This window comes from Candidatus Bathyarchaeota archaeon A05DMB-5 (genome assembly GCA_019685655.1).
Classification (GTDB): Archaea; Thermoproteota; Bathyarchaeia; order Bathyarchaeales; family Bathycorpusculaceae; genus DSLH01.
In genome coordinates this window covers 133,520-147,101 of sequence record JABFQP010000001.1, presented here as the reverse complement: position 1 = coordinate 147,101, position 13,582 = coordinate 133,520, and the positions used below count along the sequence as shown (strand labels likewise).

Annotated in this window: 15 protein-coding genes; 8 read left to right on the top strand and 7 right to left on the bottom strand. The window is 41.9% G+C overall.

What is annotated here, in order from left to right; genetic code table 11:
* Positions 1 to 50 precede the first annotated feature (50 nt).
* Positions 51 to 662: a CDP-alcohol phosphatidyltransferase family protein gene (locus HM003_00880; protein ID MBX5327897.1), complete on the top strand. Its 612-nt coding sequence runs from the start codon at positions 51 to 53 to the stop codon at positions 660 to 662.
* A gap of 3 nt (positions 663 to 665) precedes the next feature.
* Here HM003_00880 and HM003_00875 read toward each other — a convergent pair whose 3' ends face one another.
* Together HM003_00875 and HM003_00870 are read right to left on the bottom strand one after the other, a co-directional pair.
* On the bottom strand, positions 666 to 956 hold the full coding sequence (locus HM003_00875) for a 30S ribosomal protein S26e (GenBank protein ID MBX5327896.1): 291 nt from the start codon (positions 954 to 956) through the stop codon (positions 666 to 668).
* Between the two features lie 51 nt (positions 957 to 1,007).
* Entirely contained in the window at positions 1,008 to 1,898 is an 891-nt protein-coding gene (locus tag HM003_00870) for a DUF4438 domain-containing protein (protein MBX5327895.1), read from the bottom strand.
* A gap of 178 nt (positions 1,899 to 2,076) precedes the next feature.
* Here HM003_00870 and HM003_00865 point away from each other — a divergent pair, with 178 nt between their 5' ends.
* Genes HM003_00865 through HM003_00845 form a run of 5 tightly spaced genes read left to right on the top strand, consistent with a single transcriptional unit; the run spans position 2,077 to position 6,243 of the window.
* Positions 2,077 to 2,664, top strand: coding sequence for a CBS domain-containing protein (locus HM003_00865; GenBank protein MBX5327894.1), 588 nt, complete (start codon positions 2,077 to 2,079; stop codon positions 2,662 to 2,664).
* Between the two features lie 11 nt (positions 2,665 to 2,675).
* Positions 2,676 to 3,461, top strand: coding sequence for a CBS domain-containing protein (locus HM003_00860; protein MBX5327893.1), 786 nt, complete (start codon positions 2,676 to 2,678; stop codon positions 3,459 to 3,461).
* A 12-nt stretch (positions 3,462 to 3,473) separates the two neighbouring features.
* Positions 3,474 to 4,382, top strand: coding sequence for a CBS domain-containing protein (locus HM003_00855; protein ID MBX5327892.1), 909 nt, complete (start codon positions 3,474 to 3,476; stop codon positions 4,380 to 4,382).
* Between the two features lie 52 nt (positions 4,383 to 4,434).
* Positions 4,435 to 5,775 (top strand): dihydroorotase family protein, encoded by a 1,341-nt coding sequence (locus HM003_00850; GenBank protein ID MBX5327891.1) that lies wholly within the window; start codon positions 4,435 to 4,437, stop codon positions 5,773 to 5,775.
* A gap of 3 nt (positions 5,776 to 5,778) precedes the next feature.
* A complete protein-coding gene (locus tag HM003_00845) occupies positions 5,779 to 6,243 on the top strand; it encodes a hypothetical protein (protein MBX5327890.1) in 465 nt (154 codons plus the stop codon).
* A gap of 36 nt (positions 6,244 to 6,279) precedes the next feature.
* Here HM003_00845 and HM003_00840 read toward each other — a convergent pair whose 3' ends face one another.
* The 3 genes from HM003_00840 to HM003_00830 all read right to left on the bottom strand — a co-directional run bounded on the left by HM003_00840 (position 6,280) and on the right by HM003_00830 (position 9,427).
* Positions 6,280 to 6,519 (bottom strand): DNA-directed RNA polymerase subunit K, encoded by a 240-nt coding sequence (locus HM003_00840; GenBank protein MBX5327889.1) that lies wholly within the window; start codon positions 6,517 to 6,519, stop codon positions 6,280 to 6,282.
* Positions 6,520 to 6,543: 24 nt separating this feature from the next.
* Positions 6,544 to 8,202, bottom strand: a complete 1,659-nt coding sequence (locus HM003_00835; GenBank protein MBX5327888.1) for a thermosome subunit — start codon at positions 8,200 to 8,202, stop codon at positions 6,544 to 6,546.
* A 115-nt stretch (positions 8,203 to 8,317) separates the two neighbouring features.
* Positions 8,318 to 9,427, bottom strand: coding sequence for a pyridoxal-phosphate dependent enzyme (locus tag HM003_00830; GenBank protein ID MBX5327887.1), 1,110 nt, complete (start codon positions 9,425 to 9,427; stop codon positions 8,318 to 8,320).
* Between the two features lie 135 nt (positions 9,428 to 9,562).
* Here HM003_00830 and HM003_00825 point away from each other — a divergent pair, with 135 nt between their 5' ends.
* Positions 9,563 to 10,357 carry an electron transfer flavoprotein subunit beta/FixA family protein gene (locus tag HM003_00825; protein ID MBX5327886.1) on the top strand — a complete coding sequence of 265 codons (795 nt, stop codon included), beginning with the start codon at positions 9,563 to 9,565 and terminating at the stop codon, positions 10,355 to 10,357.
* A gap of 7 nt (positions 10,358 to 10,364) precedes the next feature.
* On the top strand, positions 10,365 to 11,330 hold the full coding sequence (locus HM003_00820; GenBank protein ID MBX5327885.1) for an electron transfer flavoprotein subunit alpha/FixB family protein: 966 nt from the start codon (positions 10,365 to 10,367) through the stop codon (positions 11,328 to 11,330).
* A 98-nt stretch (positions 11,331 to 11,428) separates the two neighbouring features.
* Here HM003_00820 and HM003_00815 read toward each other — a convergent pair whose 3' ends face one another.
* On the bottom strand, positions 11,429 to 12,646 hold the full coding sequence (locus tag HM003_00815) for an acyl-CoA/acyl-ACP dehydrogenase (GenBank protein ID MBX5327884.1): 1,218 nt from the start codon (positions 12,644 to 12,646) through the stop codon (positions 11,429 to 11,431).
* Positions 12,647 to 12,705: 59 nt separating this feature from the next.
* Positions 12,706 to 13,581, bottom strand: a complete 876-nt coding sequence (locus tag HM003_00810) for a CoB--CoM heterodisulfide reductase iron-sulfur subunit B family protein (protein MBX5327883.1) — start codon at positions 13,579 to 13,581, stop codon at positions 12,706 to 12,708.
* Position 13,582: the final 1 nt, after the last annotated feature.

Genomic DNA, 13,582 nt, shown 5'->3' with positions numbered 1-13,582 from the left:
ATTACAATACCAACTAATAAATAAAAATTGCTTGAGGAAAACCGCTGCAGATGCTGACAAAACTTAAGCAGAAAATTCAACAAATACTCACCGCAGAAGCAAAAGCAGCCCACAAGATAGGATTGACGCCCAACACTGTGAGCGCCATTGGCATAATCTTGGCGTTTCTTTCTGCTGCAACATACGCAATGTGGCAAAACAACCCCGCTTACCTATTGCTCGCAACACTATTGCTTCTGGCTTCTGGCTTCTGCGACGCACTAGATGGCGTAATAGCAAGACTATACCAGCAAACAACAATTTTTGGAGGTTTTCTAGACTCCTTATTAGATAGATATGCTGATGCTGCTGTATACATGGGCATAGTTGTTGGTGGCTTATGTGATGCCTTATGGGGATTAATAGCTTTAGTTGGCTCTCTACTCGTAAGTTACTCTCGCGCAAGAGCAGAAGCCGCAGGAATAAAAATGGAAACAATAGGCTTAGCAGAAAGAGCAGAACGCATACTCATAATAGCCATCGCAACACTAATCGCTTTCTTCTGGCAACCAACAACCATCATAAACACAAGCATAATCCTACTCGCAATACTCACAAATCTAACAGTCATACAAAGAAGCATATACGCCTACAAAAAACTAAAGAAAAAAGAAACAAATTAAACGCTAAAACCGTCTTCTCGGACGCATACGCCTCTCGTCACGAGCCCTAACCTTAACAATACCACGATGCACAGCGCAAGAAACACAATAATACTTCGTGTCAATCCAAGAACCCATATAAGTACCCTTCTGACGAAGTTCCCGAGCTAATTGCGCATCAACAAGCGAACTCCTACGAGTAACCTTTTTAGCTTTGTCCCGAGGCACCTGCTGCCCACACATAGCACATTGAACAGTGCCACTACTGCCTTTACCGCCTTTAGACCTTCCACGGCTTTTCCGTTTAAACGGCAACCTTTACAACTCCTCACGTTTTTTCTCTGCATGAAACATGTCAAATCTGCTTTATATATCTGTCCTTAACTTCAGAAGCGAAGCAATGTTCGCCTTAGCATCAATCTTCGGAACAATTCTTCCAGTAGAAGACGTGAAAAGCGTTGTGACTCCAGGTCCATGACCAGATGTCACGCAATTCGTGTGCACAACTATGCCAACAGAAACAGCGCCTTTACGATAAATCCGCCCAAATGAATGGTCAGCATCTAAAATAGCCACCAAATCACCAAGCCTCAAATCATCAAGTCCAAATTCCTTTCTAGTACTTTCATCAAAAAGTTGAATATCATAATCTCCAGAATATGTCTGATTCGCACCCAAACCAGACCCCATAATCGACGCAGGAACAACATGCGCCACAGGAACCTCCAGTTTACCATCTCTGGTCTCGCAATTCAAAGATTCAAGGAAACGCGGATCCATGTTCATAACTTTGATCTCTGGAAAATCCAGAAGTTTTAAGCCTACGCCGAAAGCTTTCACAAGCACTTTGTCTCCAAGCATGAGTTTCTCAAGAGTTTCTGGTGGAAAGTCAACCAGCACATGTTCTATACCCCCATGTTTTCCAGTTACAACTCCCTTTGCGCCTTTTACATCGCCAGAAACCACCACCGCCTCGTTTCCAACACAAGAAAGCACATTTAAAGCCGCGTTTGCGCCTTGCCCAAAACGTGGGTCATTCTCTTTATTCTCTATACTTACGCCAGGCTCAACGTGGTCTGCTTCCCAACCGCACGCTGGGTCACCTACGCGCACGTTATAGGTGATGCCGCCGACGCCTGGAAGAACCATTGGAACGCCTTCTGCTGAAATGTCATATATGCTTCTTCCAAAGACTGGACTAACAACTTCGCCTACAACTGAGATTTTTACTAATTTGTCTATGTTTATTCTTAACAATCTTTATTCGTCTCCATTTTTAAGACTAACTGCATTAGCCAACAGTTGCTAATAAAACTTCACTTGAATAATCACTGTAGCGACTTGAAACATGACAAATCTTAAATTCTGGATTCCTATCTTGACTTGATTGAAGTTAAAGCCCGTCAAGGCAAATGTTACCAGTGTGGATAAGTCAATGTCAGACATAGGATTAAGGTCTTCCAAAATGCTAGTTAAAGATGTCATGAGCAGCCCAGTAGTAACCATCGAAGAAAACGCACCAACGAACAAGGTTGCAGAGCTCATAGACAAACACGGTTTAGGCTGCATAATAGTGACAAGCAAACAAGGAAAACCACTGGGGATAATCACAGAAAGAGATCTCGTCACAAGAGTAGTAGCCAAAAATGTTAAGCCAGAGCTAATAAAGGCTAAAGATGTTATGACCACGCCACTAATCACCATAGAACCAGACGAAACAATAAGCGAAGCAGCAAAAAGAATGAATCGACTGAACATCAGAAGATTAGGAGTCATGTATAAAGGACAACTGATTGGGCTAGTCTCCAGCAAAGACGTCTTGGCCGTCATGCCAGAACTCATAGAAACAATCCAAGAAAAAGCGCTTATAGAAGGCGAAAACAGGGCTCAAGAAGCGGAAGAAGAAAGCGCGCCTCTCAGCGGATACTGCGACCGATGTGGAGGTTGGTCAGATGACTTGCAAGAATTTAACGGCGAATTTCTTTGTGAGGACTGCAGGGTTGAAGTAGAAAGTGAGGAATGAGAGGCGGTTGCTTGCGTGTTAAAGAAATTATGAATGAGAAGCACCCGTCAATTTATGATGATGAACTTGCCACTAAAGCCCGTGCGATAATACGCGATTTTGCGTTAAGAATTCTTCCAGTAACTGATGGACATAAAAAGCTTTTAGGCGTAGTTTCGCGTGGCAATGTTATGGTTATTTCCTCTTCTGTTTCGCCTATAAGAGTAAAAGGTATAATGACAAACCCTAAATATACTGCAACAGTTGATGAAGACGCTTTTTTGGCTGTTAAAGAAATGATTAAGCAAGATGAATGGAATATACCTATAGTAAATTCTCATCAAGAAAGAATCTACAAAGGAGTTCTAGGTTTAGAAAATTTCATCGACGCCATAATCAAAACAAGTCCAGAAAAGCTTTCTAAGTCAGTTTCAGAAATAATGTCCGAAAAAATTGTAACATGTACACCAGAAGACGAAGTGGACAACATTTGGCGTTTGATGCAGACGAAATCTCTTGCTGGGCTTCCGGTTGTCAAAAAAGATAAACTTGTAGGCATCGTCACACAAAAAGACCTTCTCCAAAGTGGCGCGTTATTGCCAACTTTTGAATCTAAAAAGGGACGTTTCCTTGCTTCTACAAAAGTTTCTAACATAATGAAAACCCAAGTGATAGCTGTTAAACCTTCAATAAAAGTCATCAGAGTTGCTAAGTTAATGGTTTCAAAAGATATAGGAAGAGTTCCAGTTGTAGATGAAAATGGCAAGCTAGTTGGGATAGTTGACCGAGAAGATGTTGCCAGATTAATTGTGAAATGAGAGGAAAATCAATTGAGTAGAGAAAGTTTCCGACGAACATTACGGGGAAAAGGCCCTGTTTCATTAAAAACTCACCCCTCAAAAAAACGCGCAGGAGAAATCCTGCATATTGCAAAAAGCCCTGTTGTCTCAATGGCTCCGACCACTCCAATTTATGATGCAGTTCGAATGATGGCTAAAGAAGGATTCCGCCGAATACCAATCGCTAATCCGGGAACAAAAACGCTTGAAGGAATAGCAACCGCCACAGACATAATAGATTACTTGGGCGGAGGAAAAAAATTCGAGATAATCCAGCAAAAATATGGCGGGAACATTTTCAAAGCTATAAACGAGCCAATAAGACTCATTATGACAAAAAATGTTGTTTCAATCAAAACTTCTGCAAAAATAAGTGAAGCTATAGCGTTAATGACGGAGAAAAATTTGGGCGGTTTGCCAGTTGTTGACGAAGAAAATCATGTAAGGGCAATAATCACAGAGCGGGACATTGCCAACATGTTTGCCGACAGAATAAGCGACATAAAAGTTTCTCAATTGATGTCAGAAAAAGTAGTGACGGCATTACCAACAACAACAATCTTTGAAGTGGAAAAAACCGTGATTACTCAAGGCTTCAGAAGGCTTCCCATAATTTCCGGCGGCAAAGTAGTAGGTATTATAACAACTATGGATATTATACGATTTTTCGGTTCCGGCGAAGTATTCACTTATTTGCGTTCAGGAACAATAGTGCAAGTTTTGAACACTCCAGCGTTTAAAATAGCAACAAAAAACGTTGCAACCATAAGCCCAAACGCCGATGTTGGTCAAGCTGCAAAAATAATGAGAGATAAAGATATAGGCGCTGTACCAGTCGTTGTTAATGATAAAATTGTCGGCATAATAACAGAAAGAGACTTTTTCAAAATAATAGAGTAGAGCAAACTCTTATCACACAATTCTGCTTAATTTAGAGAAGAGAGTAATCAACTTGAGCGTTGACCTAGTCCTATGCAATGCAAAAGCTTATGTAGGCAAAAAACTAGTGGACTGCAGTTTTGCAATAAACGAGGGAAAAATTTTAAAAATAGGCAAAGAAGCCAACATGCCCAAGGCAGAAACAAAAATTGATTTGAAGAATCTTCTTGTTTTGCCTGGCCTAATAGATGTTCACGTGCATCTTCGAGACGAAGGAAAAGCCTACAAAGAAGATTTCTACAGTGGAACCGCAGCGGCTGTAGCTGGCGGAATAGCAACAGTTTTGGACATGCCTAACAACAACCCCGTTACAATGAGTGTTGAGGCTTTGAAGAATCGAATGAAAAAGGCTGAAAAGAAAATATTGGTTAATGTTGGCTTTTATTCTGAATTTCCGAAAAAGAATAGTGAGATAGAAAAGATTGTTACTGAGGGCGCTGTGGCTTTCAAACTTTTTATGGCTGAGCAAGTCGGTGGATTGAACATTGATGATGATAGCGCTCTTCTGGAGGCTTTTAAAATTGCTGCTGAAATGAAAGTTCCAATAGCTGTCCATGCAGAAGACAGGTCAAGCTTGAAAGAAGCTGAACATAAATTTAAACGTGCCAACTGCAACGACATTCATGCGTTTCTCAAGGCGCATTCCGAAAGTGTTGAAGCAAAAGCAGTAAAACGCATATTGAACATCACCAAACAAATTGGGGCACACATTCATTTCTGTCACGTAAGCACGGAAGATGGATTGAAGGTTATTGTTGATGAAAAGAAAAAGGGAACGCCAATAACTTGCGAAGCAACACCGCATCACCTACTTATCTCTTCAGACGAGCTAAAACAAATCGGGACTTTAGCATTAACGATGCCGCCTATACGAGAAAAACATCATCTCACTGCTCTCTGGGACGGAATCAAAAACGGCTGGATTGACATTATCGCCTCAGACCACGCGCCTCACGCATTAGAGGAGAAAAAAGCGAAAACCGTTTGGGATGTTAAGGTTGGTGTACCAGGATTAGAGACAACGCTTCCGTTAATGCTTACTGAAGTCAACCGCGGAAGACTATCAATAGCTGACATTGTGAGTTTGATGGCTGAAAAACCTGCTGAAGTCTTCAAGTTACCAAATAAAGGCTATTTAAAAGAGGGCTATAGTGCTGATTTAACAGTTATAGATTTAAATAAAAAGTATAGAATTGACGCGTCAAAGTTTCATTCAAAAGCAAAATATTCCCCCTTCGACAAGTGGACAGTAGAAGGAAAACCCGTTAAAACATTTGTTAACGGTCAATTAATAATGGAAGACGAAGAAATCGTAGCAAAACCGGGAAGTGGGCAAATCATCAGGAGAGAATAAACTGTGAAATTTATTGTTGATGGTATGCTTGGAAAGTTGACGCGTTGGCTTCGAATGTTAGGGCATAACGTAAAATATTCAAACAAACTTGATGATGCCAAACTAATAACAATAGCCAAAAAAGAACGGAGGATTCTGCTTACAAGAGATTTGGAGCTTTATCAACAAGCCATAGCGAAGGGACTTGATGCCTTTTACTTGGAAGGAACAACAGAAGCAGAAAGACTAGCATTTCTCGCAAGACGATTCAAAATAGAACTAGAAATAAACATGGAAAAATCCAGATGTCCAAAATGCAACACTCGAGTAAAACCAATCCCTAAAGAAAAAGTAATCAATAAAATAGAAAAAAACACGTTCTCCAACTACAATGAGTTCTGGGAATGTCCAAAATGCGAAAAAATCTACTGGCAAGGCGCACACTGGGCAAGAATAAGAAACACATTAGATACGGCAAAAAAAACTTGAAAAAGTCAAAGTAGAAAAAGTAATGATTATTGATTTTTATTTTTCTTCGAGAAGCCACTTTAACGGAATATCTTGATAAGTTCCATCAGGCAATGTCCGTCTAATAGTCATAGGCAGAATTCCTGCCTCAAGTTCCTTTAACGCAATGTCTATTAGACTTGAAAAGCCTTCCGATACGTCAATGAGTATGGGTGCGCCCATTGATATTTGCAGAGCCCTAGCTCCAACTATCCGTGCTTTCTCGAAACGCGTAAGCTTTGGAGGACCTATCAAAATTTTCTTCTCTTTTCTTGACGTTTTCTAATACTCTCCAGCACCTGGGTATCCAGCGCCGGGAGGTCCACCACCGGGTGGTGTTGGTGGGGTTTTCATTTTTCCTGCGGCGATGACGTCGTCGATTTTTAGTATCATTGAGGCTGCTTCTGTGGCTGATTTGATTATTTGTTTTTTGACGGATAGTGGTTCAAAAACTCCAGCCTCGGTCATGTCTTGGACTTTTCCTGAGTGAACTTCGATTCCGTTCCATTTTTCGCCTTTTTCGTGTTTTGCTCTCAGCTCAGAAAGTATGTCGATTGGGTCTAATCCCGCGTTTTCTGTCAGCGTTATTGGGATGGCTTCCAGTGCTTCTGCGAAGCTTTTTACGGCGAGTTGTTCTCTTCCTGGCAGAGTTTCAGCGTATTTCTTAAGCATGCGTGAAACTTCAAGTTCCGGTGCGCCACCTCCAGCTACTATTTTTGGTTCTTCAACTACGTCTCTGACTACGCATAAGGCGTCGTGTAATGAGCGTTCGGCTTCGTCTACTATGCGTTCTGTTCCGCCTCTTATGAGTATGGTGACGGCGCGTGGGTGTTTGCATCCTTCTACGAAAGTCATTTTGTCGTCGCCGATTTTGCGTTCTTCGACGAGGTTTGCGTAGCCTAGGTCTTCTGCGCTCATGTCGTCCATGTTGGTGATTATTTTTCCGCCTGTGGCTTTTGCGAGTTTTTCCATGTCTGATTTTTTGATTCGTCTTACTGTTAGTATTCCTTTTCGGGCTAGGAAGTGTTGTGCCATGTCGTCTATGCCTTTCTCGCATAGCACTACGTTTGCGCCTATTGCGGCTATTTTTTCAACCATGTCTCGTAGCATTTCTTCTTCTTGTTTTAGGAAAGCTTCCATTTGTTCTGGGCTTTCGATGTTGATTTTGGCGTCGAATTCTGTTTTTTCAATCTCTAATGGCGTATCAAGCAACGCTATTTTGGCTTTTTCTACACGTTTCGGCATTCCAGAGTGAACGACTTCCTTGTCTAGGACGATGCCTTGAATGAGTTTGGTGTCTTTTAGCGACTCACCAGGTTTCTTTTCCACTTTAACGTCGTCCACATCTGCTTTGTATTTTCCGTTTTCTTTTTCTGCAACTGCAAGTATTGCTTTGACCGCTAAATCAGCGAGGTATTCTTTGTGTTCGGCTACTAGTTTGCTTGCCATCGATGTCATTGCGGCTTTTTTCAAGTATTCTTGCGTGTTGGATTCTGCGGGTATGGCGATTTTCTCTAAAACTTCCAATGCTTTTTCAGAGGCTTTCTTGTATCCGTCAATTATTATTGTTGGGTGAATATTTTTTCCAATGAGTTCTTCTGCCTTGCCAAGCAATTCGCCTGCAAGTATCACGGCGGTTGTTGTGCCATCTCCTGCTTCGTTGTCTTGGGTTTTTGCAACTTCTACCATCATTTTTGCTGCTGGGTGTTGAATGTCCATTTCATCAAGGATTGTGCGTCCATCACTGGTTATTGTTACATCGCCAAAACTGTCCACAAGCATTTTGTCCATTCCTTTCGGTCCAAGGGCGCTTTTTACTGTTTCAGCCACTATTTTTGCGGCCATAATGTTTGTGTGCTGTGCTTCTTTTCCTCTACTTCTGCTTGAGCCTTCTCTTAATACTAAAACTGGCACACCGCCTGCTTGAGCGGGTGATGACAAATCAATTCAAACCTCCTTTAGTGCGTCTCAAATGAGTAACAGCATTACAATATAAGTTTTTCTAAGGTTTAAGCGGGAATTTGGATTTTGCGATGACACATTTTGGGAGAACTGGTTAGTTTGGTTTGAGTGTTGTTTTTAGTCCGGTTCCTGTTAGGATTATTACTGTTTTTTCGTTTTTTGTTGTTTCTTTATTGTTGAGTTGTTTTTTGTAGGCTGCGTAGGCAACGGCTGAGCTTGGTTCTACAAAGAAGCCCAGTTTGGCTAGTTCTTTGAAGGCTTCTAAAATTTCCTTTTCACTGACTATTATTGCGTCGCTGTTTGTCTCTTTTAAACTTTTTATCATAAGTTCTAGTAGTGGAGGGTTTGTGCTTACTAATGCATCTGCGATTGATGTTACTTTTTCTGGTGGAGTATACCGTAAATCCTTAAAGTGGTGATATAGCGGTGAAACTTGCTGGGTTTGGCAAGCGATTATTTTTGGTGTTTTCTCTATTATGTTGGATTCTTCTAAATGTTTGAACCCGTTTATGACACCTAAAAGTAATGTTCCGGCGGAAACTGGCAGATAAACGCGTTCTGGAGCTTGCCAATCTAACTGTTCAGCTATTTCGTAGGCGAGACTTCTTATGCCATCCCTAAACAAGGGATGCAGTATATGTCCAACATAGAATTTTCCCTTCTTAGGTTTTTGGGCTTCTTCAGCTACTTTGTTTCTGTTTCCTTTTACTTTGGTGACTTCCGCGTTGTAGAATTGGATTTGGTTGAATTTTGGTCCAGCAACGTTTTCTGGGACATAGATTTTTGCTTTTAAGTTTGCACGTGTTGCGTATGCTGCTATGGATGCGCCTGCGTTGCCTGAGGAATCTTCGGCTATGTAGCCTTTCCTTTTCTTTATCTGTTTATGTAGTGCAGAAATTAGCACTGTGGAACCTCTGTCTTTGAATGAGCCTGTTGGGTTTAGACTTTCCATTTTTACATGGACATTGTCTGACAGTTTGGTTAGTGGTGTCCATCCTTCGCCTAAAGTTATAATGTCTTCCTTTTTTATGTAGGGAAAGAATTCCGTGTATCGCCATAGACTTCGGTTTTCTTCATGTATTTTTTTAGTTTCAAATTTTAGTTTGAGCTGAATGTTTAGTGGTTGGCTGCAGTTTGGACATTTGTTGTTGAATATGTTGGGTGAGGACCAATTGCATGTTGAACATTTCACTTCGTATTCCATGCGGGTTCTCTCTTTGCTTTATTGAAGAAAAAGACGCGTATTTAACTTTAAAAACCGCATTGTACGGCGAAACTTTTAATATTTATCGTGTTAAGCATGTATTTTCCCAAGTAAAAGTTGGGGGATAGGGTTAAGTTGAAGAGGATAATTGTTTGCTTAAAACAAGCAGTTGACGTTTCACAGTTGAAGGTTGACCCTGCAACTAGGCAGTTGTTGGTTGCGGGGGCACCTAAGAAAATGAGTGATTTTGATAAGAATGCTTTGGAGGAAGCTATACGGATTAAGGAGAAGTTTGGCGGTAGTGTTGAAATTTTCACTGTGACTGTAACTGCAGAAGATGTGAAGGCTATTTTGCGGGAAGCACTTGCAATGGGTGCAGATAAGGCGTATGTTGTTAATGATGTAAGTTTTAAGAATATTGACACATTTGGTACTGCTTATGTTTTGGCTGGTGCCATAAAGAAGATTGGCGGGTTTGATTTAATTCTGTGTGGAGAAACTAGTTTGGATAGTTTTTCTGGGCTTGTAGGTGCGCGGCTGGCAGAGTTGCTTGGTTTGCCGCAGGTAGGTTATGTGAGGAAATTGTCTGTTGAGGGTGAGGTAGTTGTTGCTGAAAGAATGCTTGAGAATGCGGTTGAAACTGTTAAGGTGAAGTTGCCGGCGGTTGTTTCCGTCACGCGTGAAATTAATCAGCCACGAATTCCTTCGTTGATGATGATTATGAAAGCGTCTAAAAAAGAGATTGTCTCGTGGGTGGTTGCAGATTTAGGCTTGCAAGCAGAGAAATTTACTGCGAAGATTGATGTTGTTGAAGTTTTGGCGCCTAAAACAGAGCGTAAGAAAATTAAGATTACGGGTGAGAGTGTGCAAGAAATTGCGGAGAAGCTTGCGAAGGCGCTGATTCAAGAAGGTATTGTTGGGAGAAGGTGAAATGGGCATGAGTGAGTTTAAAGGTGTTTGGGTTTTCTCTGAGATGCAAGATTTGATGTTGGAGATGCTTAGGAAAGCACGTGAGATTGCAGATAAGCGTCAGTCAGAGGTAGCAGCGGTTCTTGTTGGTTTTAATGTGCAAGGCAGAGCTGATGAGTTGATAAGGCATGGAGCGGACAAGGTTTATCTTGTAGACAATCAAATGTTGGAACGTTTTGGTTTAGAGTCGTATCTTAGTGTTTTGCATAACTTGGTTGTTAGTTACAAGCCTGAGATTGTTATGGTGGGTTCGACGCGGAATGGGAAGGCGCTTGCTGCGAGGTTGGCAACTCGGCTTGATGTTGGTGTTGCTCCTGATTGTAATGGTTTGAATTTGGATGAGCAAGGGAGGTTGATTGGTGAAAGGATAACCTATGGCGGGAATGCTATTGCAAGAATTGCATTTAAAGTTAAGCCATGTATTGTTACGGTTCCTTCGCGGGTGTTTGAGAAGCCAGAGCCGAAAGAGCGGGATGGTCAACTGGTTAGGTTGGATGTAAAAGTCGAAGGGTCAAAGGTTGAGGTGGTTGATGTTAAGCCTTTGGAAATGAGTAGTGTTAGGCTTGAGGATGCGGATGTGATTGTGAGTTGTGGGCGTGGTTTGGAGAAGAAGGAGGATAAGGTGTTGTTGGAAGAGTTGGCGAATGTTTTGGGTGGAGTTGTGGGGAACACGCGTCCTTTGGCTGAGGACAGGAAATGGTTTACGGAGTGGGTTGGTTTGTCTGGGCATAAGGTTAAGCCGAAATTATACATTGCATGTGGGATTTCTGGTGTGATTCAGCATGTTGCTGGGATTAGGGATGCGAAGGTTATTGTGGCGGTTAATAAGGATGAAAATGCGCCGATTTTTGAAGTGGCGGATTACGGTGTAGTTGGCAACTTGTATGAGATATTGCCTGCATTGAAAGAAGCCTTAAAGAAACAACTGCAATAGGTGCTCAGAAAAGGTATAGCCCCCCCTTATAAATACGTTGAACTTTTGGTTGATTATTTAGATGTTAAAAGAAAAAATCGGCATAAAGAAGTTAGTGCCTATTTGTATGGTATGTATTCTTTTCCTAACAGTTCTCTTGCTATGACTATTCTTTGAATGTTGCTTGCGCCTTCAGCTCCTACGCAATAGCTCATTATTCCACGTAGTCCCATCTCTAACGGGCATTCTTTTGTGTAGCCATAAGCGCCCAACCAAATCATCACATGCTTATACACATCAAACGCGAAATGTGGCGCGATAAGCTTGCAAGCAGCAATCATGCGGCTGACCTCTAAAGGTGAAAATGTGCCTTCCGTGTATTTTTTATCGTTCATCCATGCTGTGCGATAAACCAGTGACCTTAAAGCTTCAAGTTGAGCCCAATCATCTGCCAGTTCGAATTGTATTCCTTCAAATTTGCCAATTGGTCTACCGAATGCTCGTCGCTCTTTGATGTAATCTATGCCAATTTCTAGTGCTCGCTGGGCCGCACCAACACAAACGGCAGCGATTAAAATTCGTGCGTTATCGAAACCTTCCATGGTCAAATAGAAACCTTTGTCAACCTCGCCGATTCGGTACGAGTCAGGTATCCGCACATCCTTCATCATGAAACCGCCTGTGGAAATCGCCATCCGCCCCATGTCCTCGAAACGCTTGTTAATCTCAACACCCGGTGCATCCATAGGCAGATAGAAACCCGTCATTCCTCGGTGCATAGCATCTGGCGGTGCAGGAGAAGTACGCGCAATAACAAAGTATCCGCCTCCGAGCTTCTTGGCTTCTTCCGTACCACTGATGTACATTTTCTCGCCATTAAGAACCCAAACGTCGCCTTCTCTTCGAGCTGTTGATTTGAAAGCAGCAACATCCGAGCCTCCGCCGCTTTCCGTGGAAGCAATGCCAATGAATGCGTCGCCTCTAAAGGCTTTGCGAATAACAGCCTCTCGCACTTCCTCTGTGCAGTAGCGGTCAACAACAAAGCCCCATGAAGACTCAACAAGCCAAAGAACCGGTAATGCAATGCTTACGTCAGCGTAACCAAGTTCCTCAGCAGCTATACAAGCAGTAACCCAGTCGGCGCCGGTGCCGCCATGTTCCTGTGGAGCAGTCATAATAAGCAAGCCCATATCAGCCATACTCTTCAAAATTTCCTTAGGAATTTCGCCTTTAGTGTCCATTTCACGAATTTTCTCAAGGGGCAGATTCTTCTGGCACCATTCACGTAGAGCACTGCGGAAAAGGTTTTGCTCTTCTGTAAAGCTAAAATCTACCATATGTTTCACCTTTTTAAGCATAAACTCTGGAATCAAGTGATATAAAAGTTGTTAGCGGATTAAGCCGAAACTTTCGAAAGAAGTTTATCTATTGGGCTTTGGTTAAGGTGCAAACCAATTTTTTCTTGCTCAACGCCCAGCGCTAGTCCAAGTAGTTGCGTATAATAAACCACTGGCAATTCAAGCTTTACACCAGCCGTAGTTGCAGCATCCTTCTGTTTAAAATCAAACATCAAACCACAATCGGGGCAAGAAACAACTAATCCATCCACATCATAACTTTGAACTGAAGCAAGTTTGGTGCCCGCCAGTGAAAGTGCAGAATCAACATGGCTGTGCATCAAATTAGCGCCACAACAATCCAGTTTCTCTGCATAGTCTATGGATTTTGCTCCTAATTCATTTACTAGTTCATCAAGTTTTTGCGGATTCTCTGCATCATCCACTCTTCCCAACTCACTGTAACGAATAATTTGGCAACCTACATGCGTCGCCAACTTCAAATCCTTAAGCGGTTTCCTTACGGCTTTCTTAATGCTTTTCAAACCAATCAAATCATGAAGAAAATCAATTGTGTGCCAAATCTTAATGTCAGGATTGTAAATTAAGCCTTCTTCCTTCAAAAGTTCGCCAACTTTTTTACTAACGTCATCATTTTTTGCCATGATATTTTTTGCTTCTGAAATGACAAAGTGGCAGCGATTACATGGAACAAGTAAATGTTCCAAGCCGGTGTTATTTGCCAAGGCTAAAATCCGTGCTGCTAAATAATTGGCTGCAAAATCATTCATGCTCTTAACTGGGTCTCCACAACAATTAGTTTCGCTTAAATCCACAAGTTCCACATCAAGCTTAGGAAATGTCTCTCGAACAGACATTTCATAGGCAAACTGGCTTGTTAGTATTCTGCAGCCCCAAAAAACGACGACTTTCAAC